General features: G+C 35.2%; 21 protein-coding genes, 2 tRNA genes and 1 pseudogene. 18 read left to right on the top strand and 6 right to left on the bottom strand.

Annotated elements, in window-relative coordinates:
- Window positions 1–8: 8 nt before the first annotated feature.
- From nhaD to BLT57_RS00065, 7 genes are all read left to right on the top strand, one after another.
- Window positions 9–1,403 carry a sodium:proton antiporter NhaD gene (gene nhaD, locus BLT57_RS00095; RefSeq protein ID WP_091420539.1) on the top strand — a complete coding sequence of 465 codons (1,395 nt, stop codon included), beginning with the start codon at window positions 9–11 and terminating at the stop codon, window positions 1,401–1,403.
- 67 nt (window positions 1,404–1,470) lie between these two features.
- Window positions 1,471–2,166 (top strand): MotA/TolQ/ExbB proton channel family protein, encoded by a 696-nt coding sequence (locus BLT57_RS00090; protein WP_091420536.1) that lies wholly within the window; start codon window positions 1,471–1,473, stop codon window positions 2,164–2,166.
- Complete coding sequence (locus BLT57_RS00085; protein WP_091420533.1) at window positions 2,166–2,561, top strand: biopolymer transporter ExbD; 396 nt, start codon at window positions 2,166–2,168, stop codon at window positions 2,559–2,561. The genes BLT57_RS00090 and BLT57_RS00085 overlap by 1 nt, the downstream gene beginning before the upstream one ends.
- A gap of 47 nt (window positions 2,562–2,608) precedes the next feature.
- Entirely contained in the window at window positions 2,609–3,460 is an 852-nt protein-coding gene (locus BLT57_RS00080; RefSeq protein ID WP_091420529.1) for an energy transducer TonB, read from the top strand.
- Window positions 3,461–4,681, top strand: a complete 1,221-nt coding sequence (locus tag BLT57_RS00075) for a folylpolyglutamate synthase/dihydrofolate synthase family protein (protein ID WP_091420526.1) — start codon at window positions 3,461–3,463, stop codon at window positions 4,679–4,681.
- Window positions 4,682–4,776: 95 nt separating this feature from the next.
- Window positions 4,777–4,851: transfer RNA gene (locus BLT57_RS00070), tRNA-Val, on the top strand.
- Window positions 4,852–4,894: 43 nt separating this feature from the next.
- Window positions 4,895–4,969, top strand: a tRNA-Val gene (locus BLT57_RS00065).
- A 181-nt stretch (window positions 4,970–5,150) separates the two neighbouring features.
- Here BLT57_RS00065 and murF read toward each other — a convergent pair.
- Both murF and gldJ read right to left on the bottom strand, forming a co-directional pair.
- Window positions 5,151–6,416, bottom strand: coding sequence for a UDP-N-acetylmuramoyl-tripeptide--D-alanyl-D-alanine ligase (gene murF / locus BLT57_RS00060; RefSeq protein ID WP_091420523.1), 1,266 nt, complete (start codon window positions 6,414–6,416; stop codon window positions 5,151–5,153).
- A gap of 66 nt (window positions 6,417–6,482) precedes the next feature.
- The gene (gene gldJ, locus BLT57_RS00055) at window positions 6,483–8,171 is read right to left on the bottom strand and encodes a gliding motility lipoprotein GldJ (protein WP_091420519.1); all 1,689 of its coding nucleotides are present in this window, start codon (window positions 8,169–8,171) and stop codon (window positions 6,483–6,485) included.
- A 251-nt stretch (window positions 8,172–8,422) separates the two neighbouring features.
- Here gldJ and porU point away from each other — a divergent pair, with 251 nt between their 5' ends.
- The 11 genes and pseudogenes from porU (at window position 8,423) to BLT57_RS14185 (ending at window position 18,581) form a co-directional block, all read left to right on the top strand.
- Complete coding sequence (gene porU / locus BLT57_RS00050) at window positions 8,423–12,265, top strand: type IX secretion system sortase PorU (protein WP_091420517.1); 3,843 nt, start codon at window positions 8,423–8,425, stop codon at window positions 12,263–12,265.
- Between the two features lie 65 nt (window positions 12,266–12,330).
- Window positions 12,331–13,560 carry a type IX secretion system outer membrane channel protein PorV gene (gene porV, locus BLT57_RS00045; RefSeq protein ID WP_091426572.1) on the top strand — a complete coding sequence of 410 codons (1,230 nt, stop codon included), beginning with the start codon at window positions 12,331–12,333 and terminating at the stop codon, window positions 13,558–13,560.
- Between the two features lie 71 nt (window positions 13,561–13,631).
- Window positions 13,632–14,114, top strand: coding sequence for a cytidine deaminase (cdd, locus tag BLT57_RS00040; protein WP_091420514.1), 483 nt, complete (start codon window positions 13,632–13,634; stop codon window positions 14,112–14,114).
- Between the two features lie 90 nt (window positions 14,115–14,204).
- Window positions 14,205–15,203 carry a pyruvate dehydrogenase (acetyl-transferring) E1 component subunit alpha gene (pdhA, locus tag BLT57_RS00035; RefSeq protein WP_091420510.1) on the top strand — a complete coding sequence of 333 codons (999 nt, stop codon included), beginning with the start codon at window positions 14,205–14,207 and terminating at the stop codon, window positions 15,201–15,203.
- Window positions 15,204–15,223: 20 nt separating this feature from the next.
- Window positions 15,224–16,855, top strand: a complete 1,632-nt coding sequence (locus BLT57_RS00030) for a pyruvate dehydrogenase complex dihydrolipoamide acetyltransferase (protein ID WP_091420507.1) — start codon at window positions 15,224–15,226, stop codon at window positions 16,853–16,855.
- A gap of 115 nt (window positions 16,856–16,970) precedes the next feature.
- A complete protein-coding gene (locus BLT57_RS14215) occupies window positions 16,971–17,171 on the top strand; it encodes a hypothetical protein (protein WP_231928730.1) in 201 nt (66 codons plus the stop codon).
- Window positions 17,168–17,473, top strand: coding sequence for a M28 family peptidase (locus tag BLT57_RS14210; RefSeq protein ID WP_231928729.1), 306 nt, complete (start codon window positions 17,168–17,170; stop codon window positions 17,471–17,473). Before BLT57_RS14215 ends, BLT57_RS14210 begins: the two co-directional genes overlap by 4 nt.
- A gap of 70 nt (window positions 17,474–17,543) precedes the next feature.
- Window positions 17,544–17,705: a hypothetical protein gene (locus BLT57_RS14205; protein WP_231928728.1), complete on the top strand. Its 162-nt coding sequence runs from the start codon at window positions 17,544–17,546 to the stop codon at window positions 17,703–17,705.
- Window positions 17,680–17,925: a hypothetical protein gene (locus tag BLT57_RS14200; RefSeq protein ID WP_231928726.1), complete on the top strand. Its 246-nt coding sequence runs from the start codon at window positions 17,680–17,682 to the stop codon at window positions 17,923–17,925. Before BLT57_RS14205 ends, BLT57_RS14200 begins: the two co-directional genes overlap by 26 nt.
- A pseudogene (locus tag BLT57_RS14300) lies at window positions 17,912–18,407 on the top strand (SDR family NAD(P)-dependent oxidoreductase); the annotation flags it as partial. The gene BLT57_RS14200 and the pseudogene BLT57_RS14300, both read left to right, overlap by 14 nt.
- A 36-nt stretch (window positions 18,408–18,443) precedes the next feature.
- A complete protein-coding gene (locus BLT57_RS14185) occupies window positions 18,444–18,581 on the top strand; it encodes a hypothetical protein (RefSeq protein ID WP_231928805.1) in 138 nt (45 codons plus the stop codon).
- Window positions 18,582–18,597: 16 nt separating this feature from the next.
- Here the strand turns inward: BLT57_RS14185 and BLT57_RS00015 are convergent, their stop codons facing one another.
- From BLT57_RS00015 to BLT57_RS00005, 4 genes are all read right to left on the bottom strand, one after another.
- On the bottom strand, window positions 18,598–18,951 hold the full coding sequence (locus BLT57_RS00015; protein ID WP_091420504.1) for a DoxX family protein: 354 nt from the start codon (window positions 18,949–18,951) through the stop codon (window positions 18,598–18,600).
- 65 nt (window positions 18,952–19,016) lie between these two features.
- The gene (locus tag BLT57_RS14180; RefSeq protein WP_231928722.1) at window positions 19,017–19,466 is read right to left on the bottom strand and encodes a hypothetical protein; all 450 of its coding nucleotides are present in this window, start codon (window positions 19,464–19,466) and stop codon (window positions 19,017–19,019) included.
- 252 nt (window positions 19,467–19,718) lie between these two features.
- Complete coding sequence (locus BLT57_RS14175) at window positions 19,719–19,907, bottom strand: hypothetical protein (protein WP_231928720.1); 189 nt, start codon at window positions 19,905–19,907, stop codon at window positions 19,719–19,721.
- 114 nt (window positions 19,908–20,021) lie between these two features.
- Entirely contained in the window at window positions 20,022–20,363 is a 342-nt protein-coding gene (locus tag BLT57_RS00005) for a DUF6249 domain-containing protein (RefSeq protein ID WP_091420499.1), read from the bottom strand.
- Window positions 20,364–20,513: the final 150 nt, after the last annotated feature.

The following is a 20,513-nucleotide window of genomic DNA, read 5'->3' as shown; positions in this document are numbered from 1 at the left end:
AGACCCCTATGGAAAATGTAATCATTTTAGTATTTGTATTTGGCTATTTAGCAATAACTCTTGAGCATAGCATTAAAATAGACAAACTCATTCCAGCCTTGGTGATGATGGCCATAAGTTGGGCATTGATCTCTTTAGGAATCGATTCGTTTTCAGAGTGGTTCGATTCAGCAAATCACGGTTTAGTAGAAGGGTTTTCAGATTTAGCTCATGAAAGCAAAATGCACCTCATGGAAGAAACTTTGTTGCATCATTTGGGTAAGACTGCAGAAATTTTAGTTTTTCTATTGGGTGCGATGACTATAGTCGAGATTATTGATTATTTTGACGGGTTTTCTACTATTAAGAGTTTTATTAAAACTAAGAAAAAAAGTAAGATTTTATGGATCTTTTGTATACTAGCGTTCATACTTTCTGCCATTATTGATAACTTGACAGCAACCATCGTCTTAATATCTATTTTACAAAAAATTGTGAAAGATAGAGATGTGCGTATCTGGTATGCTGGTTTGATAATTATTGCTGCAAATGCTGGAGGAGCCTGGTCTCCAATTGGAGATGTCACGACTACGATGTTATGGATTGGCAATAAGGTGTCGGTTGGTCATTTGTTTGGTTATCTCTTTTTACCATCACTTATATGTATGTTAGTTCCAGCTTTTATAGCTTCTTATATGCCCGCATTTAAAGGATATTTAGAGGTTGATAATTTTCCTCAAGAAAAGCCGAAAAGTAAATTTAGTGCTACGATGCTTTACCTTGGTTTAGGAGCTATTGTTTTCGTTCCAGTGTTCAAAGTAATTACCCATTTACCTCCTTATGTGGGCATGATGTTGTCTCTAGGCGTTGTTGCAATTTTTGCTGAAATTTATAGTAATTCTAAGTTTAGTATATCTAGTCATGATTCTGAAGAACATGATCAACATGCACATCATAGTCCAGTTCATCATTCCTTATCCAAAATCGAATTGCCTAGTATCTTATTTTTCCTTGGGATTTTATTAGCGGTTGCTGCTTTAGAATCGTTAGGAATTTTGTTTGGTTTTGCAGGGACACTTCAAGAAACAATGCCAATGTTAGGTACAGAATTACATGGCGAAGGTGTGTCAGACTTAGTGATTTTATTGCTAGGTGTTGGATCAGCAGTAATTGATAATGTACCTTTAGTAGCTGCAAGTTTAGGAATGTTCTCAGAACCAATGGATAATGAACTATGGCACTTTATTGCTTATTCTGCAGGAACTGGAGGAAGTATGTTAATCATTGGTTCTGCTGCAGGTGTTGTAGCAATGGGTATGGAAAAAATAGACTTTTTCTGGTACGTTAAAAAGATCTCGTGGTTAGCACTAATTGGCTTCCTTGCAGGTGCTGTAGTATTTATGTTTACGAGAACATTATTTTAAGACGTATACTTTACACATAAAACTATCGTTATTACAATAGTTATAATTAATTTTCAATCACTATAATATGATATTACAGAGTAATATTCAAGAGGGAGCAGAGGTGATTACTGATGCCGAATCTACTGAGAAAACGTTATCTATCATAGAACTTATTAGCAGTGGTGGTACAGCTGGTCAAGTTATAATTGCGATACTGTTTATACTGCTTGTCGCTGCAATTTATATATATTTTGAGCGCTTATTTGCCATTAAGGCAGCATCAAAAATAGATGCTAACTTTATGAATGAAATTAAAGACCACGTGAGTAATGGTAAAACAGATTCGGCTCAAATGCTATGCGCTCAAGTGAATTCTCCAGTTTCACGTTTAATAAACAAGGGCATCACTAGAATTGGAAAACCCCTAGAAGACATAAATACCGCTATTGAAAATGCAGGTAGATTAGAAATTTATAGTCTTGAAAAGCATGTGAGTATTCTGGCCACAATTTCGGGAGTTGCTCCAATGATTGGATTTTTAGGAACGGTCATCGGGATGATTTTAGCAATTTTTGAACTTGCTAATGCAGGAGGCACTATACAAATGGATGTTTTGGCAAGTGGTTTATATACAGCGATGACGACTACTGTAGCTGGACTTATCGTAGGTATTGTTGCTTATATGGCTTATAATCATTTAGTAGTGAAAACAGATAAAGTTGTATACCAAATGGAAGCGAATTCTCTAGAGTTTTTAGACCACTTAAATGAGCCGATTTAATGAAAATAAGAGGTAGAAATAAAGTAACACCCGAATTCAATATGTCGTCAATGACAGATATTGTATTCTTGTTATTGATCTTTTTTATGATAGCTTCTACATTGGTTACCACCAGTGCAATTGATATTTTATTACCTAAGGCAAGCGGAAAAACTGAGAACAAAAAATCGGTTGCAGTAAGCATTAAAAAAGATTTAACCTATTATATCGATCAGAAGCGTGTTGGAGAAAGTGTCTTAGAAAGAGAACTCATAGCTTTGTTGTCTCAAGAAACACAACCAACGGTGGTTTTAAGAGCCGAAAAGTCAGTGCCTGTTGAAAATGTGGTTAAGGTTATGGACATTGCTAATAGAAATAAGTTTAAGGTAATTCTGGCAGTTAAACCTAATAATTAATTAGAAAGTATTCACTTCGGAACAAAAATTGTATTTACTACAACATTATGAAATACTTTGAGACCAAACATGAACGTAATTCAGCTAAAATTACTGCTCTTATAGCAATTATTTTGCTGCTGCTGTTGTTTGTTGTAGGCCCACCTTACATAGATCCACCCATTGAGTACGGCGTTGCTGTTAATTTTGGTGATTCACCAGTAGGGACAGGAAATGTACAACCTACAAAACCAATAAAATCACAACCTGTTGAAGACATAGTTAAGGAAGAACAACAAACAGAAAACACTAAGACTGAAGAGTCTCCTGAAGCAAACAGTAAAGCTGAAGAAGTTCTCACGAATGAATCGGCTGAGACGATAGCTATTAAGAAAGCAAAGGAAGCAGAGACTAAGGCGAAGGCAGAGGCTAAACGTTTGGAGCAACTTAAAAAGGCAGAAGAAGCACGAAAAGCAAAAGAAGAACAAGACAAAAAAGATAAACTTGATGCACTTATTGGCGGCGTAAAGAATTCTGATGGACCTCAAACAGGAGGAGAAGGTCCTGGAGATGGGTCAGGAGATAAGGGGCAGTTAGATGGCGATCCATATGCTCCAAGTTATTTTGGACCAGGAAATGGTGGTGGAGGTAAAGGTTACGGACTTAACGGAAGAGGAACTGCAACCTACTCTAAAGTATTACCAGATTGTCAAGAAGAAGGACGAGTAGTTGTTGAAATACATGTGAATCGTTCTGGTAAAGTTGTAAAAGCTATACCAGGCAAAAGAGGAACAAATGGTGTCTCATGTTTATTTGAAGCTGCAAGAAAAACGGCAATGACTCATGAATGGCCAGCAGATTCTAAAGCGCCAGCTACACAAATAGGCTGGGTGAAAATTGACTTTAGCTTAGGGAATTAAATGAATTATCAAGATACAGTCAACTGGATGTTCAAGCAGTTACCCATGTATCAAAATCAAGGTAAATCGGCTTTTAAAAAAAATTTAACCAACGCTATTCATCTTGCTGAACACTTAAAAAACCCACAGCAAAAATTTAAAAGTATTCATGTTGCAGGAACTAATGGAAAAGGATCGTGTAGTCATATGCTGGCATCAGTATTACAAGAGGCCGGCTATAAAGTTGGCTTATATACGTCTCCGCACTTAAAAGATTTCAGAGAGCGCATTAAAATCAATGGTCAAGAAGTTAGTAAACAATTTGTAATTGGTTTTATAAAACGGAATCTATCGTTTTTTAAGATCAACAAGTTATCGTTTTTTGAAATGACTGTCGGCATGGCTTTTGACTATTTTGCTAAAGAAAAGGTGGATATAGCTGTTATTGAAGTTGGTCTTGGTGGTAGGCTTGATTCCACTAATATCATTACACCTGAGTTAGCTGTAATTACTAACATTGGTTTTGATCACATGCAATTTTTAGGGACCACCTATGAATCTATTGCAAAAGAAAAGGCTGGAATTATCAAACCAAATGTCCCAGTTGTGATTGGTGAGACACAAAAAGAAACTAAAGGTGTATTTAAACAGATTGCAGAGTCTAACGATGCTGAAATATTTTTTGCTGATCGCGAGGTTAAGGTATCGTATGAATCAGATTTAAAAGGCAATTATCAACAAAAGAATATTAAAACTGTAGTTAAAGCTTTGCATGTTCTAAAAGAAGTGTTAGGTTATAATATTTCCGAAGCTCATATAAAAACAGGATTAGTTAAAGTAGTTCAAAACACTGGATTAAAAGGACGCTGGCAAGTGCTTCAAATAAAACCTAAAATTGTTTGTGATACGGCTCATAACAAAGAAGGGTTGAGCATTATTGTACAACAGTTGGATGAAGAAACATATCAAGACTTACATATAGTATTTGGAGTTGTCAAGGACAAAGATTTAGAAACAATTCTACCATTATTACCAAAAGATGCATATTATTATTTTTGTAAACCCAATGTACCTCGTGGTTTAGAGGCACATATATTGGAGGCTCGTTTTATTGAAGCCGGATTTAAAGGCCAATCATATTTTAGTGTTTCTAAGGCATTTAAGGCTGCATTGTCTGAAGCAAAGTCAGAGGATTTTATCTATATTGGAGGCAGCACATTTGTGGTTGCTGAAGTCGTTTGAGTATTGTAAGTCTGACTTAAAAAAATTATTTTATTTTTTTACAAAAAAGCTTTTGCTAATTAAAAATCTAGACTATATTTGCAGTCCAATATTTAGGGCGCGTAGCTCAGTTGGTTCAGAGCACTTGGTTTACACCCAAGGGGTCAGGGGTTCGAATCCCTTCGCGCCCACTAAAGTCTACATTATTGTAGACTTTTTTGGTTTTAAAACTAAGGGTCATTAACTCAGTTGGTTTAGAGTGTTACCTTGACAGGGTAGAAGTCACTGGTTCGAATCCAGTATGACCCACTTCAAGCAGAAAATCTACATGAGAGTGTAGATTTTTTTATTGAAGTAAATCTAAAGGAAAGCTTTGAGGATTTACTTCAATAAAAAAATAAAGAATCGCATTAGTGATTATAGATTTTCTATTTGCAAAAGTGGTTTGTATCTGGATGAACGGAGTTAATCCAGATGTACTTCATATAATTTAAAACAGGTCTAATACTCGCTCTAAAGCCATTCCTCTAGAGCCTTTAATGAGAACCATTGAATCTCTGAATTCAAAGTTGTTAAATTCATTTTTTAAGTCTTCAAAAGATTTGAAATATGAAATATGCTCGTGCTTCGTTTCAATATTGAAGAAATTCTCACCTACTAAGATTAAATACTGTAATTCTAAAGAATTGGCTATGTCCGCAATGCGTTGGTGCTCTAATTTTGAATCTGTCCCTAACTCAAACATATCGCCTAAAATTGCCACTTTATTCTGATTCATTTGATTTTTAAAATTATCCAAAGCAGCTATCATACTAGTGGGATTAGCGTTATAGGCATCTAAAATAATATAGTGACTATTTTTTTTTATGATTTGAGACCTATTGTTACTAGGAATGTAACTTTCAATCGCTTCGATAATCTGCTGATCAGAGACCTCAAAGTACTGTCCGATAGCAATTGCTACACAAATATTATTATAGTTATAAGCACCAGTTAAATGCGTTTTAACGTGATTATTTTTAAAACTTAAATTGACGTAAGGCTGAGATTCTAATAATTCCGTTTGTGTTCCAAATAGGATTCGTTTATCGTATGCACCAGCTTGTTTCAATTGTAAGGCATCTGTTTCATTAATGAAGATAGTTTTGTTGTGATCCCGAAGATGATCATATAATTCAGATTTCCCCTTGATAACACCCTCTATGCCTCCAAAACCCTCTAAATGTGCTTTTCCAAAATTGGTAATGAGTCCATAATCTGGCAAAGCAATATTAGCTAAAAATTCAATTTCTTTTTGGTGATTGGCGCCCATTTCTACAATGGCTATTTCTGTAGCCGCCCGCAATCGTAATAAGGTTAATGGGACACCAATATGGTTGTTTAAGTTGCCAAGTGTTGCTACTGTATTGAATTTTTTCGATAAGACAGCATTGATAAGTTCTTTAGTCGTGGTTTTACCGTTGCTACCCGTAAGGGAGATAATAGGTGTGTTTAATTTTTTACGATGTAATGTTGCGAGGTTTTGGAGCGTTTCTAAGACATTGTCAACTAACAAATATTTGGAATTGACTTGGTATTCCTTCTGGTCAATAACTGCAAATGTGGCGCCTTTGTTAAGTGCTTCTTCAGCGAATTTATTTCCATTGAAGTTATCACCTTTAAGCGCAAAAAACATGCTGTTATCTCCGGTTTTCCTGGTGTCAGTGCAAACAGAATCACATGTCAAAAAATGCTTGTATATAGTTTCTAATTTCATAAAATAAAAGTAAGAAAAAAGTCCTAATCATTATGATTAGGACTTTTATATCTTCTAAAAAAAGAATTAGTTTCTCTTCTTACTATTTCCTTGAGTTTTTGAACCAACTCTAGACATTGCGCATCTAAACCCGATATAGTCAGTTGCCATATCCTGTGGGAAATATCTGCGTTGTGCTGGATCAATCCAGTAGGCTCTATCTCTCCAAGAACCCCCTTTATATACTCTCACTTCATCATTAATCAAAGACGTTCTATCATTAGAGGTGTCATATTCTTTTATAATCTGACCTGTAGAATCTCTTTTAACGTTATGTCGCGGAGAGTTATACATTTTGCTAGTTAAGTTGCTTTTATCAGAAGTGTCTTCGTCTTCATCAAAGCTATCAGCGTACTGTCGTGATGATCTAGCATCTCCATCTCTAAAGTTACGGTTATCACTTTTATCAAAGTTTGTTCTTAAGTACGTTTCATTTTCGTCAACACCTACCTGTAAGATTTCACCTGGCAAGTTTCTTGCAATTACTTGACCATTACTTAAAGTGTCAAACACAATCTCATCAGGAGTAACAATTTTCACTGTTCCATCTTCGTTAATCGCATTTTTAGTGTAGACATTCCCTCTGTAGTAGTTAAAGTCATTAAATTCGTCATCTACTATAGGACGATATACATCGGCTACCCATTCAGCAACATTACCTGCCATATCGTATAACCCATAATCGTTAGGTGCATATGACATTACTTGAGCAGTAATATCAGCGCCATCATCAGACCACCCAGCAATTCCGCCGTAATCTCCTTTTCCTTGCTTAAAGTTTGCTAATTGATCTCCTTTAGTTTTTCGTTTCCCAGAACGTGTGTATTGACCGTCCCATGGATATTTTTTACGTCCGCGATAGACATTATAGCTTCTCAATTCACTTAAGCCAAGAGCTGCATATTCCCATTCTGCCTCAGTTGGTAGTCTGTAATCAGGTCCGATTATACCAGATTCTCTTCTCGCGAATCTGTTTATTGTATCACCTGCAGCGGTGGTTTGAACACGTCGTCTTGATTTTTGAGGATTGATAATAGAGTCATTACCACCATATGTAAGTGTTGGAGCATTGATATAAGTATCTACATTAAAATTGCTTTCTGCAGAAGAAGATAAATGTGAATCTCTTTCTAGATATCCAGCATTTTGTAATTCCATTTCAGCAACTCTATCTGTTCTCCAGTTAGCGAATTCGACAGCTTGGATCCAACTTACTCCAACCACAGGATACTCACCGTAACCTGGATGGCGCAAATAGTTTTCAGTCATCATTTCAGCATAACCTAAACGATTTCTCCATACTAATGTATCAGGCAAAGCACCTTCATAGATTAGTCTATAGTTTTCTTCTTCAGGCGGATAAGTAGTTTTTATCCAATCTAAATACTCTGTGTACATTTTATTAGTAACTTCACTTTCATCCATGTAAAAAGATTGAATGTGTTGTTGGTTAGGAGAGTTATTCCAGTCATGCATGACATCATCCTGAACTTTACCCATTGTGAAGGTTCCACCTTCAATGAAAACTAATCCTGGTGCAGTTTCTTGTTCTTGGAACTTGTCGTTATACTGAAAACCACCATTTTTGTCATTAATTTTCCATCCTGTTGCTCTAGAGACGTTATTTGAAGAAGAGTTTCTGCTACAGCTAACGATTGTTAAAGATAGTACTAGGGCCAATAGTATCCTTAGGTTTAAGATGTTTTTCATATCCATACTTTTTAAGTAAGCTAGTTTGATTTTAGACACGCAATATAGTAATTAAAGGTAAACTAACAACTTTTTTTGCACTAAAATGGTAAAAAAAGTTGCATTTCATCCTCTTTTTTGCACACAATAACGGATTTTTGATCAGTTTATCGGTGTATTTTGATGTTAATAACGGTTGAATAAATCAATTATTGTTGTAATTTTGAATAAAAAATTGAGACTCCATAATATCACGAGTTTATAGACGTTATTTGACTATGAAAAAGTACTTACTATTACCATTAATTGTTTGCTCTTTATTTGGGTTTTCTCAGCAAAAGCAATTTAATATTAGTTGGGAATCACCAAGAACCTTAGAAACTTCAACAGCATCATTAGAAGTTCCTGGATTTGATAAAAAACATTTTAACTTTACTTATAAGAAAGGCTTAATATTCTTTTCACAATGGGAAGAGAGTAATTATATCAATGAAAATTCTGTTGTGTTAAGCCAGGTTTCTTACAGTAATATGACTGTTTCAGAGTTGAAACAACTTCCTTTAGAATTGATTCCTAATGCGCCAAAACTAAGTTTAAAGAATGCGATTGATAGAGATGAAATTTCCGCTTATTTTGAAATTACGCCAATTATTAATGATCGTGGTATCTATAAAAAGATGACTTCTTTTACGATTACATACCAGTATGGAAACTTATCTCGATCGGCTCAAAGCACTCAAGAAATTACAAATTCAATTTTGAATACGGGTACTTGGCATAGATTTTATGTAGATAAATCTGGAGTATTTAGATTGAGTAAGTCGTTTTTAAGTTCGATAGGTGTCAATACTAATGTCGACCCAAGAACCATAAAGATTTATGGTAATGGTGGTGCTATGCTGCCATTAGCCAACAATGAGTATTATCCATTTGATCTTACGGAAAATGCGATTCGATTTGTTGGAGAAGAGGACGGTGTATTCAATAATGAAGATTTCATCTTGTTTTATGCCGAAGGTCCGACGGGTTACAATGAAGACAGTGATACTAATTTAAATCTCTATTCTAATAAATCCTATTATTATGTAAATACTCAAGGCGCATTTGGTAAGCGGATACAGTCATTGAATCAACCTGATGGAAGTCCAACTATAGACGTAAATACCTTTCAAGATTATCAGTTTTATGAAGTGGATGAAAATAACTTGGCAAAAATAGGAAGACGCTGGTTTGGTGAACGCTTTGATATTGAAAATGAACAAGACTTTAGCTTTAACTTTCCAAACATTATTGCATCCGAACCAGCAAAGATGAAAGTTATTACCGCAGGAGTTAGTGAGTCGACCATTACCGATATGAAAATCTTATTAAATGGTACATTGATTAGTACTTTAGGGTTTGTTATTGTTGATGATCCTATTCTCGCGGATAGTAAAACCTTTGATCAAGAGGTTGATTTACCTTCATCTGATGTTGCTGTTAAATTGATTTTTAATAATAATAGTAACCCATCAGCATTTGGTTATTTAGACTATATCTCTATTGAAGCTACAAGAGGATTAATCTTTGAAGGCACGCAATTCAGGTTTAGAAATGATGACGTGGCTCTTAACCCAGGAATTGTAGAATACACAATTGGTAATGCCAGCTCAATACAAGAAGTTTGGGATATAACCGATAAATATAATGTACAAAGAGTAGTAAATAGTGATCAGAGTGCCAACTTCAGTTTTAAAGACGTTGCTGGAACTAATAAAAATTATGTCACCGTTTCAAGTATAGATTATTACCAGCCGTCGAGAGACGCAAATACTTCAGTAAGCAACCAGAATATAAAAGGAACCATTTTTCAAAATGCACAAGGCGAGTTTCAGGATGTCGACTATATTATTGTATCTCATAATAATTTTGTGACACAAGCCGAACGTCTAGCTCAAATTAATAGAGAACAATATAATTTAAATGTCAAAGTGGTAACTTTAAATGAAATTTATCATGAGTTTAGCTCTGGTAATCCCGATATATCAGCCATAAGAAATATGGTTAAATATGTGTATGATAACGCTAGTTCTCCCGATCGAAGAATGAAATATTTATGTCTTTTCGGAGATGCATCCTACGATTATAAAGATCGTATTTCAAATAATACTAATATCGTACCAATATGGAATTCATTGGAGAGTTTTAGTTTGACCTCTTCATTTATTTCTGATGATTTCTACGGAATGATGGATGAAAATGAAGGTTTGATGCAAATTCAAGATCGATTAGATATTGCTGTTGGTAGAATATTAGCTGAGTCTCCTCAGCGCGCCAAAGAGTTAGTAGATAAAATAGACGGTTATTATCAAGAAGAAGCATTTGGCAGTTGGAGAAATAATTTTGTAGTTATTTCAGATGATGTTGATAAAGACTGGGAAATAGTTCTTGAAAGCACAACCGATGCTATTGGAAATGAGGTGACAGAAGAAAAACCTTTTATGAATGTTATCAAGATTCATACGGACGCGTTTCAACAAGAATCCACGGCGAGCGGAGAACGTTACCCTGAAGTGAATAAAGCCATTAAAGATGCGATTGAAGTTGGTGCTTTGGTTGTTAATTATTTTGGTCATGGCGGAGAAGACGGATTGTCTGGTGAACGTATTTTTACAAAGAACGATGCTCAAGATATAAGAAATGTATGCAAATTTCCACTCTTTGTGACTGTGACCTGTGAGTATACAAAGTTTGATAATCCACAAAGAATAACGGCCGGTGAATTTACCTATTGGAATAAAATAGGAGGGGCTATTGGATTAATTACCACGACAAGACAGATTTTTGTTACTATAGGTGTGTCTTTTAATGAAGTTCTTGATCAGTACTTGTTTAGTTATGGATCAAATGAGTATCCTACTATTGGAGAAGCCCTAAGACGAACTAAAAATGATGTTGGTGTTGTTGGAAGCCCTCAAAAATCACTAGTGTTTTTTATTGGTGATCCTGCAATGCAATTAGCATTTGCAAAGCCCGAAATTCGTTTAACTCAAGTTAACGATATTCCATTAAGCCAATTTAATGAGCCACTTAAAGCATTGGATAGAGTTAAAATGTCTGGAGAAGTTTATGATAGTTCAGGAAATTTCTTGTCAAATTATAATGGCGTCGTCACTGCGACTGTATTTGATAAAGAAATTGATCGACAAACCTTAGGAAACGACGGGACGACAAGTAATGGGGATCTTATTATATTGGATTTTAAAACGATAGGAGAAACTATTTTTAAAGGACAGGCGACTGTAACCAATGGAAACTTTGAATTTGAATATGTGGTGCCTCGAGATATCGGAATTCCAGTAGGGCAAGGTAAGGTGAGTTTTTATTCTAAACAAGATAATATACTTGATGATAAGGCAGGTTATAGTTTCGATATTCAAGTAGGAGGTATAAATGAAAATGCAGAGGAAGACAATATTGGTCCGGTAATCAATTTGTTTATGAATGATGAAAATTTCGTATCCGGAGGAATTACCAATGAACAACCAACACTTATTGCAAAATTGCAAGATGATAACGGAATCAATACAGCAAGTGGTATTGGTCATGATATTACTGCGATTATTGATGGTGATGAAACCAATCCATTTGTTCTAAATGATTATTATCAAGCCAATGTAGATGACTACCAAAGCGGAAAATTAAGTTATGCCTTTAGAGAACTAGAGCCAGGGTTACATACCTTAACGCTTAAAGCTTGGGATGTATATAATAATTCATCAATTGCCGAAATAGAATTTCTAGTGCGAGATAAAGATGATGAATTGGTCATTACTAATGTTTTAAACTATCCAAATCCGTTTATTGATTATACCGAATTTTGGTTTAATCACAATAGTTCAGATGTTTTAGACGTTTCAGTACAAATATTTACGGTTTCTGGTAAACTTGTTCGTACATTAAATGGTCAAACTTCGGGAGGAAGTAAAATCACGAGCTCACTTTCAAAGGATATTGTTTGGGATGGTAGAGACGATTTCGGAGAAAAAATAGGAAAAGGAGTTTATGTTTATAAACTAAAAGTGAGATCGAACCGTTTAAATAAACAAGTTGAAAAAATCGAAAAACTTGTCATACTATAATAAAGATTTATATTTGCTTAATATAAGCAATGTAGCAATACCTTGAAATGAACATGAAATTACATATGAAAAAATACATTTTAGCCCTAATTATACTTACAGTATTTAACACGTTAAATGCTCAAGAAACCATAACATTTGATAATCAGTCTACAGTAATAACAACTGGTGTGCCCTTTATGTTGATTGCGCCCGACGCGCGAGCTGCAGGTATGGGAGATATGGGAGTTGCGACTTCTGTAGATGCATATGCACAACAATGGAACGCTGCGAAGTATACATTTTCTGAAGCAAAATCAGGAATAGCAGTGAGTTATACGCCTTATTTGAGTAGATTAGTAAATGATATTTCTATTGCTTATTTGACCTATTTTAATAGAATCAATGAGCGAAGTGCCTTTGGTTTTAGTTTTAAATATTTTGGCCTTGGAGAAATTGAAATTCGTGAAAATGAATTTGTAGACCCTATCATAGAAAAACCTAATGAATTTACAATAGATGCGTCGTATTCTTTACGATTGGCAGATCAGTTTTCAATGGCAGTAGTATTGCGCTATTTACGCTCGGATTTACGAATCCAGTCTGTTGATGCTAATGCTCAAGCTGCTGGATCTTTTGGTGTTGACATTACTGGATATTATCAGAGTGAAGAAGAAGCATACAATAGTTTTAACGGTAGAACACGCTTTGGATTCGCCATTCAAAACTTAGGACCTAAAATTAAATATGATGATGGTGGTAGAGAGAACTTCTTACCAACAAATTTGCGTTTAGGTGGAGGGTTTGATTTCATCTTTGATGATTACAACAAATTATCAGTTACGGCTGAAGTGACAAAACTTTTAGTGCCTACACCTCCCTTATTTGGATTTGTAGATACAGATGGTGACGGTCAGCAAACAGTAGACGATCCATCCACAACAGATATTGATGAAGGAGAACCTACGATTATTACGGGAGGTCAATCTAATGATGTAGGGTTCTTATCAGGCGTTTTTCAATCTTTTGGTGATGCGCCAGGAGGATTTAGTGAAGAATTAAAAGAGTTTACTTGGGCTTTAGGTGCTGAGTATTTATACCAAGAGTCTTTTGCATTTAGAGCTGGTTATTTTAATGAAAGTGATGAAAAAGGAGCACGAAAGTTTTTTGCTTTAGGTGCAGGATTTAAATACACGACAATAAATATCGACTTATCATATTTATTCTCGGCTTCAAAGGTGCAAAGCCCGTTAGAAAATACACTTCGTTTCTCTCTAACCTTTAACTTTGGAGATGGCGAATATGACGAATATTAGTCGTCAATTATATTGATAACAAAAAAACTATTGTTCTTAAGCAATAGTTTTTTTGTCTAATACAGTTTGTAATGAAGGAGATTAGAATTGAGTCAAAGCTTAGTGTTTATGATAACTCTAATGAGTTACCAAATCATATTGCATCCTTAATGGAAAACGCCAAAGAAGCTAGATTAAAAGCTTATGCACCTTATTCAAAGTTTTTAGTAGGCGCTGCATTATTATTAGACAATGGTGAAATCATAACAGGAAGTAACCAAGAAAACGCATCTTATCCCTCTGGTTTATGTGCCGAACGAACAGCTATATACTATGCAGGAGCTCAATATCCAGATGCTAAAATTGTAAGTATGGCAATAACCGCTGGAGCTCAAAACAACATCAATACCACACCAATTCCTCCTTGTGGAGCTTGCAGACAAACAATAGCTGAATACGAAGTGAAGCAAGAGTTTCCAATAGAAATTTACTTTATGGGTACATCTGGAAAGATTGTCAAGTCTCACTCGCTCGCAAATTTATTACCGCTGGGATTCGATCGTAGTTTTCTATAACGTTTTCGTGCTAAATTTTACGATTTTCAGTTTTTTCATTACTAACTAAAGTGTTACTTTTGTTATTCGTTTAAATAATTAACGCCACCAATGCAAAAAATAACAAAAGAAGTTTACCTAAAATGGTATGAAGACATGTTATTCTGGAGAAAGTTTGAAGACAAACTTGCTGCAGTTTACATTCAACAAAAAGTAAGAGGATTTCTTCACCTATATAATGGTCAAGAAGCGGTGTTAGCTGGAGCGCTTCATGCTATGGATTTGACGAAAGATAAAATGATTACGGCATACAGAAACCACGTTCAGCCTATTGGGATGGGTGTGGACCCTAAGCGTGTCATGGCGGAATTATATGGTAAGGCTACAGGGACCTCTCAAGGGTTAGGTGGATCAATGCATATTTTTTCAAAAGAACATCGGTTTTATGGTGGTCATGGAATCGTTGGGGGTCAAATTCCATTAGGAGCGGGTATAGCATTTGGGGATAAATACCATGGAAGTGATGCTGTGACCTTATGTTGTTTTGGAGATGGTGCTGCACGTCAAGGGTCATTGCATGAGACATTTAACTTAGCAATGCTCTGGAATTTGCCAGTTGTTTTTGTTTGTGAAAATAATGGTTATGCAATGGGAACTTCTGTTGAACGTACTGCAAACCATACGGATATATGGAAACTCGGATTAGGATATGAAATGCCTTGTGGTCCTGTTGATGGGATGAATCCAGTGAAAGTTGCCGAAGCTTTTGACGAAGCTATTACAAGAGCACGAACTGGTGGTGGGCCAACATTCTTAGAGGTTAAAACTTATCGCTATAGAGGTCATTCGATGAGTGATGCTCAGCATTATAGAACGAAAGACGAAGTGGCAGAGTACAAGAAAATAGATCCAATCACTCAGGTAAAAGATATTCTTTTAGAAAAGAAATATGCCACCGACGACGAGATTAAAGTCATGGACAAGCGCGTTAAAGATTTGGTTAAAGAATGTGAGCAATTTGCCGAAGATTCTCCTTATCCAGATTTAAATGTGATGTACGATGCCGTATACGAACAAGAAGATTATCCATTTATACAACACAAAATATAAGCTATGCAGAAGTAATTAATATGCCGCGTTTGAGCGATACAATGGAAGAAGGAACTGTTGCCACTTGGTTAAAAAAAGTAGGAGACAAAATTGAAGAAGGTGATATTTTAGCTGAAATTGAAACTGATAAGGCTACAATGGAGTTTGAATCTTTCAATGAAGGAACTTTACTTCATATCGGTATCGGAGAAGGCGAAACAGCTAAAGTTGATTCGCTTTTAGCCATTATTGGTGAAGAAGGAGAAGACATCTCAGGTCTATTAATTGGTGGAGCTTCTGAAAATAAGGTTGATGATGTTAACGCAGCTAAAGAGTCAGAAGACCTTGAAAAACAATCTGAAGACATTCAAGATGCTGAGACATCTAATGACGTTGAAATACCCGAAGGAGTTATAGTAGTGACTATGCCTCGATTGAGCGATACAATGGAAGAAGGGACTGTCGCGACTTGGTTGAAAAAGGTAGGTGATGCTGTTGAAGAAGGTGATATTTTAGCAGAAATTGAAACTGATAAAGCGACTATGGAATTTGAATCGTTCCAATCGGGAACTTTATTACATGTTGGTTTAAATGAAGGTGAATCTGCTAAAGTAGACGCACTTTTAGCAATCATTGGGCCTGCAGGTACAGATGTGTCTGCTGTGGCGAAAAACTTTAAAGTTGGAGCTTCATCTTCTAAAGCAAAAACAGAAGAAACTCCAAAACAAGAAACTATAGCGACTCCAAAAACAGAGTCAAAGAAAACAATTGCTACTGCTCAAGTTAGCACAGGAGTTGTTTCTACAAATAATGGTCGAATTTTTGTGTCGCCGTTAGCAAAGAAAATGGCTGAAGAAAAAGGGATCAATTTGTCTCAAGTCCAAGGTTCTGGGGAGAATGGCCGAATTGTTAAACGCGATATAGAAAACTTTACACCAGTAATAACAGCCCAGTCTTCAGCGCCAGTAGCTAAATTTGTGCCTTCTGGTCAGGAAGATTTTGATGAAGTTCTAAACTCAAATATGCGTAAAGCGATTGCTAAAAATTTAGCAAAATCGAAATTTACAGCACCACATTATTACTTAAATGTGGAGTTTGATATGGAAAATGCAATGGCTTTTAGAGCACAGTACAATTCCATACCAGATACAAAGATCTCTTATAATGATATGATTGTGAAAGCTTGTGCTTTAGCGTTGCGTCAACATCCACAAGTGAACTCACAATGGTTTGATCATAGAATGCAACTTAATAATCATGTACACATAGGTGTTGCAGTTGCAGTCCCTGATGGCCTTGTTGTTCCTGTGGTGCGTTTTGCAAATGAGCAAAGTTTGCCACAAATTGGAGCTGCGGTAAAAGATTATGCTGGACGTGCTCGCAACAAGAAACTAACTTTAGACGAAATGGAGGGTAGTACCTTTACAATTTCTAATTTAGGAATGTTCGGCATTGAGAGTTTTACCTCAATCATAAATCAGCCAAACTCTGCAATCTTATCAGTTGGAGCTATAGTGTCTAAGCCAGTAGTTAAAAATGGACAAGTTGTTCCTGGCAATACAATGAAATTGACAATGGCCTGTGATCATAGGACTGTAGATGGTGCGACAGGAGCTCAATTTTTAGAAACGTTAAAAGGCTATATTGAGAATCCTGTAACAATGCTCGTTTAAATTAAATAAAATTTATAATACTGAACTTAGTTCAGATACTTACGATATTAAAAGCCTGATTTGATATTTTTTTCAATTCGGGTTTTTTTATCTTTAGTGACAAATAATAATCTACATGAAAAAACTTTTTCCATTAGTTGTTTTATTACTTATTCTAGGCTGTAAGTCCTCCGTAAAAACAGAATCCAAATCAATCACTATTTCGAGTGCCGAAGTTAAAGAAGTCGTGATGTATTTGGCTTCAGACAAAAATCAAGGTCGTAACACAGGTTCGGATGGCATTAATGCATCTGCAACTTACATTGAAATCAGTTGAAAACTTTTGGTGTAAAACCGTATTACGATACATATAGAGATAACTTTAAAGTTGGTGAAATGGACGCATTTAATGTGGTTGGTTTTATTGAAGGTACAGATACAACACTTAAGAATGAGGTTATTGTGTTAGGAGCACATTACGATCACATCGGATATGCAAAAGCTATAGAGAATGATTCAATAGCTAATGGTGCAAACGATAATGCGGCAGGAACAAGTGCTGTTATGGCAATAGCCAAGTATTTCGCAACTAAGAAAAATAATAAGCGCAAGTATTATGATCGCTTTGTTTTCTGCTGAAGAAATGGGACTCTTGGATCTAAACATTTAGCGCAACGATTGAAATCTGAAAAACCTTAACCTATACACCATGATTAACTTCGAAATGATTGGTGTGCCTTTTAAAGATCGCGATTATACGGCATTTGTGACTGGTTTTGAAAAATCAAATATTGCTCAAAAAATGAATGAATATTTGGGGTCTAATTTTATTGGGTTTTCTGAAATTGCAAAAAAAATACAATTTATTTAGACAGTCTGATAACTATGCGTTCTATAAAGAATTTAAGTTGCCTTGTCATACAGTTTCATCATGCGATCTTTCCAATTATGATTATTATCATCATGCTGATGATGAAATAGATAAGTTAGATTATGAGCATATGGCAAGTTTGATTAATGCCGTGATACCTGCAATAGAAACAATGAGTAACACAGAGACTAAAGAAATTATAATGTATGAAGCAGATTAAGAATATAATTATAACTGGCACCAGTCGTGGAATTGGTTTTGAACTAGTTCATTTGTTTGCTAAACAAGGTCATAATGTATTAGCCTTATCAAGAAATGCACAACCCGTAAATAATCTTCATTTCGACAACATAGAATCATTTGCTTTCGATTTATGCGAGGAAGATGATTACCAAAAAACAGTTTATTCAGAATGAATGGAAGCATGTTGATATTCTAATCAATAATGCTGGGATGTTACTTAATAAACCATTTGCAGAAACGACGTTTAAGGATTTTACAAAGGTTTATGAAACCAATGTTAATGACGCGTATTGTGTTGCCTTACATGAAGAACGACGGACATGTCGTAACTATAAGTTCAATGGGAGGCATTCAAGGTAGTATGAAATTCCCGGATTAGCAGCTTACAGCTCAAGTAAAGGAGCCGTAATAACCCTTACCGAATTATTAGCCGAAGAATATAAAGAGACGGGTCCACAATTTAATGTGCTCGCTTTAGGTGCTGTTCAAACCGAAATGCTGAAAGAAGCTTTTCCAGACTATCAAGCACCAACTACCGCTTTGGAAATGGCAACCTATATTCAAGATTTTGCACTTAATGGAAATAAATATTATAATGGGAAAGTCTTACAGGTGTCTAATTCAACACCTTAATTATTGACTAGTCAAATTATAAATACCACCAAGCCCAATACATCAAACCAAACTGCAAAGGAATGCGAAGTATAAGGAGCCAATTTGGCACACCAGCCGATGCTTTCTTACCAGATAACATATAAAAATGTACGAGTAAGAATACTGCGAGCATGGCAATGATACCATAAATAGAAATGGTTTTTAAATCTGGTATGCATAAACCAATACCCAATGCTATTTCCGCTATACCACTCCAAAACACCAAGGGTTTATGGTATGGTAAATATCTTGGCATGACACGCAGATAGAGTTTTGGTTTGACAAAATGCATAATACCAGCGATAATATACATCACAGCCATCACATATAGGTGCCAAGCACTAGTCATCTTTATAGATATTATAAGTCATGCCAACACCATAATTGTTGAGGTTAGTTCTTAATAAACTTGATTCAATACCATTGCCTTGTTTGAACTGTACCCATTTCCACTAATAAACACACGTTTAATATAGGTGTGGTGTTGATTAATTTCATCTGTAAAGGGTAAGGGTCTAAAATTAGTTGGATTTTTACAATACCGTTTTTAGATTTAATCTCTTTATACTTCTTATTTGGCAGTAATTTTCCGTTTGGATCTGTGTATCCAAGAACCTGTAAGGATACAAAAAAACCACCCTTCGGAATAAATAAATTGTGCTCTGAGATATCGAGTTTGAACGCATCACCATTTTTTTCAGTGACTCGAAATACAATATTTGAATAGGTCATGACGTCACCTGGAATGCCGTTATCATTCTTATAGAATTTCACTTTAAACAAGGTTGAAAATTTACGCTTATCGGCATTTGACCGTTTGCGTTTATTCCAATCTTTAGATTCTAAAGTAATTGGAAATAACACAGACGTAATTTTTTTTAATTTGTCATTGTCATTCGGGAAAAACACTGCGATTTCACTTTCTATAGTAGGTAGCCAGCATTTATAATAGTCGTCATCTAAATATTTTTTCTTTTTTGAACTTTCTATTTATTTTAGCGTTTACAATAACTTCATCGAGCTTATTAGCTTCTATTTGCATCTCAATAGTCGTTGGAAGATTTATTGTAGCTATTGCTAAATCTTTGTAGCCTAAGGCAGAAATATATAGTGAATCTACATCTGGATACAGTTTTTAGTGAATATAAATAAACCATCATCATCTGCAAATAAACCTTGTCCGTCACCAAATGAGATAGTTGCATAAGACACAGGGTATTGCGTTTCTTCGTCGACAATTGTAGTTTGTGAACTGGCACTGCTCACTAATATGAAGACGAGTAGGTTACAAAATAGGTGTTTCATAGATTGAATGTATATATTGGAGTTCATCTTGTCTAATATACACATTAAGCGATGTAAATAAAAAAACCACTGTCGATTAACAGTGGCTTTTAAGTTTAGTTGGTGATATGAAATTTATTCTTTATCAAGGTTTTTGGTCATATTAAAGCCTATAAAAAGTCCCACTCCAGCCATAAAGAAAATTGTTGCAGGATAAATGGCGTCTTCGTCTAATGTTGAGTAATTATCTATAATAGATGCTATAAAAGTTCCTAGCCCTATGCCCATTAATAAAAGGGAAAGGTTAAGGGTAAGTACTTTCCAGATTGGCGCTGCGTGCTGTTTACCTTTCATAAAAATACTTGCATCTTTTTCGATAAGTGCTAAACGTTCTTTGTTTCGCGTTGAAAAATATAAATAAAATACTCCAAAGATTGCACCAAATATAATTGGTATAATGATTAATTCTGATCCCATAATGTTTTCGTTTTTAATTGATTAAATTTAAATGTTCTGAGCTTATGACGACAGGTTTTGAGTTTTGGTTACAGATTAGTTTAAAAAAGATTAAAAAAATATTTTTCGGAAATTGTAACCTTAGGGTTAATTGTGTCGTCTTAAAACAAA

This window comes from Formosa sp. Hel1_31_208, assembly GCF_900104785.1.
Lineage (GTDB): Bacteria > Bacteroidota > Bacteroidia > Flavobacteriales > Flavobacteriaceae > Psychroserpens.
Note: the sequence above shows the minus strand (reverse complement) of the source record. Positions and strands in the feature narration are given on the sequence as shown.

Excerpts from the sequence above, each read along its gene's own strand:
- nhaD (WP_091420539.1), top strand. The coding sequence starts at position 9 with ATGGAAAATGTAATCATTTTAGTATTTGTATTTGGCTATTTAGCAATA.
- BLT57_RS00090 (WP_091420536.1), top strand. The coding sequence starts at position 1,471 with ATGATATTACAGAGTAATATTCAAGAGGGAGCAGAGGTGATTACTGAT.
- BLT57_RS00085 (WP_091420533.1), top strand. The coding sequence starts at position 2,166 with ATGAAAATAAGAGGTAGAAATAAAGTAACACCCGAATTCAATATGTCG.
- BLT57_RS00080 (WP_091420529.1), top strand. The coding sequence starts at position 2,609 with ATGAAATACTTTGAGACCAAACATGAACGTAATTCAGCTAAAATTACT.
- BLT57_RS00075 (WP_091420526.1), top strand. The coding sequence starts at position 3,461 with ATGAATTATCAAGATACAGTCAACTGGATGTTCAAGCAGTTACCCATG.
- murF (WP_091420523.1), bottom strand. The coding sequence starts at position 6,416 with ATGAAATTAGAAACTATATACAAGCATTTTTTGACATGTGATTCTGTT.
- gldJ (WP_091420519.1), bottom strand. The coding sequence starts at position 8,171 with ATGGATATGAAAAACATCTTAAACCTAAGGATACTATTGGCCCTAGTA.
- porU (WP_091420517.1), top strand. The coding sequence starts at position 8,423 with ATGAAAAAGTACTTACTATTACCATTAATTGTTTGCTCTTTATTTGGG.
- porV (WP_091426572.1), top strand. The coding sequence starts at position 12,331 with ATGAAAAAATACATTTTAGCCCTAATTATACTTACAGTATTTAACACG.
- cdd (WP_091420514.1), top strand. The coding sequence starts at position 13,632 with ATGAAGGAGATTAGAATTGAGTCAAAGCTTAGTGTTTATGATAACTCT.
- pdhA (WP_091420510.1), top strand. The coding sequence starts at position 14,205 with ATGCAAAAAATAACAAAAGAAGTTTACCTAAAATGGTATGAAGACATG.
- BLT57_RS00030 (WP_091420507.1), top strand. The coding sequence starts at position 15,224 with ATGCCGCGTTTGAGCGATACAATGGAAGAAGGAACTGTTGCCACTTGG.
- BLT57_RS14215 (WP_231928730.1), top strand. The coding sequence starts at position 16,971 with ATGAAAAAACTTTTTCCATTAGTTGTTTTATTACTTATTCTAGGCTGT.
- BLT57_RS14205 (WP_231928728.1), top strand. The coding sequence starts at position 17,544 with ATGATTAACTTCGAAATGATTGGTGTGCCTTTTAAAGATCGCGATTAT.
- BLT57_RS14185 (WP_231928805.1), top strand. The coding sequence starts at position 18,444 with ATGCTGAAAGAAGCTTTTCCAGACTATCAAGCACCAACTACCGCTTTG.
- BLT57_RS00015 (WP_091420504.1), bottom strand. The coding sequence starts at position 18,951 with ATGACTAGTGCTTGGCACCTATATGTGATGGCTGTGATGTATATTATC.
- BLT57_RS14175 (WP_231928720.1), bottom strand. The coding sequence starts at position 19,907 with ATGAAACACCTATTTTGTAACCTACTCGTCTTCATATTAGTGAGCAGT.
- BLT57_RS00005 (WP_091420499.1), bottom strand. The coding sequence starts at position 20,363 with ATGGGATCAGAATTAATCATTATACCAATTATATTTGGTGCAATCTTT.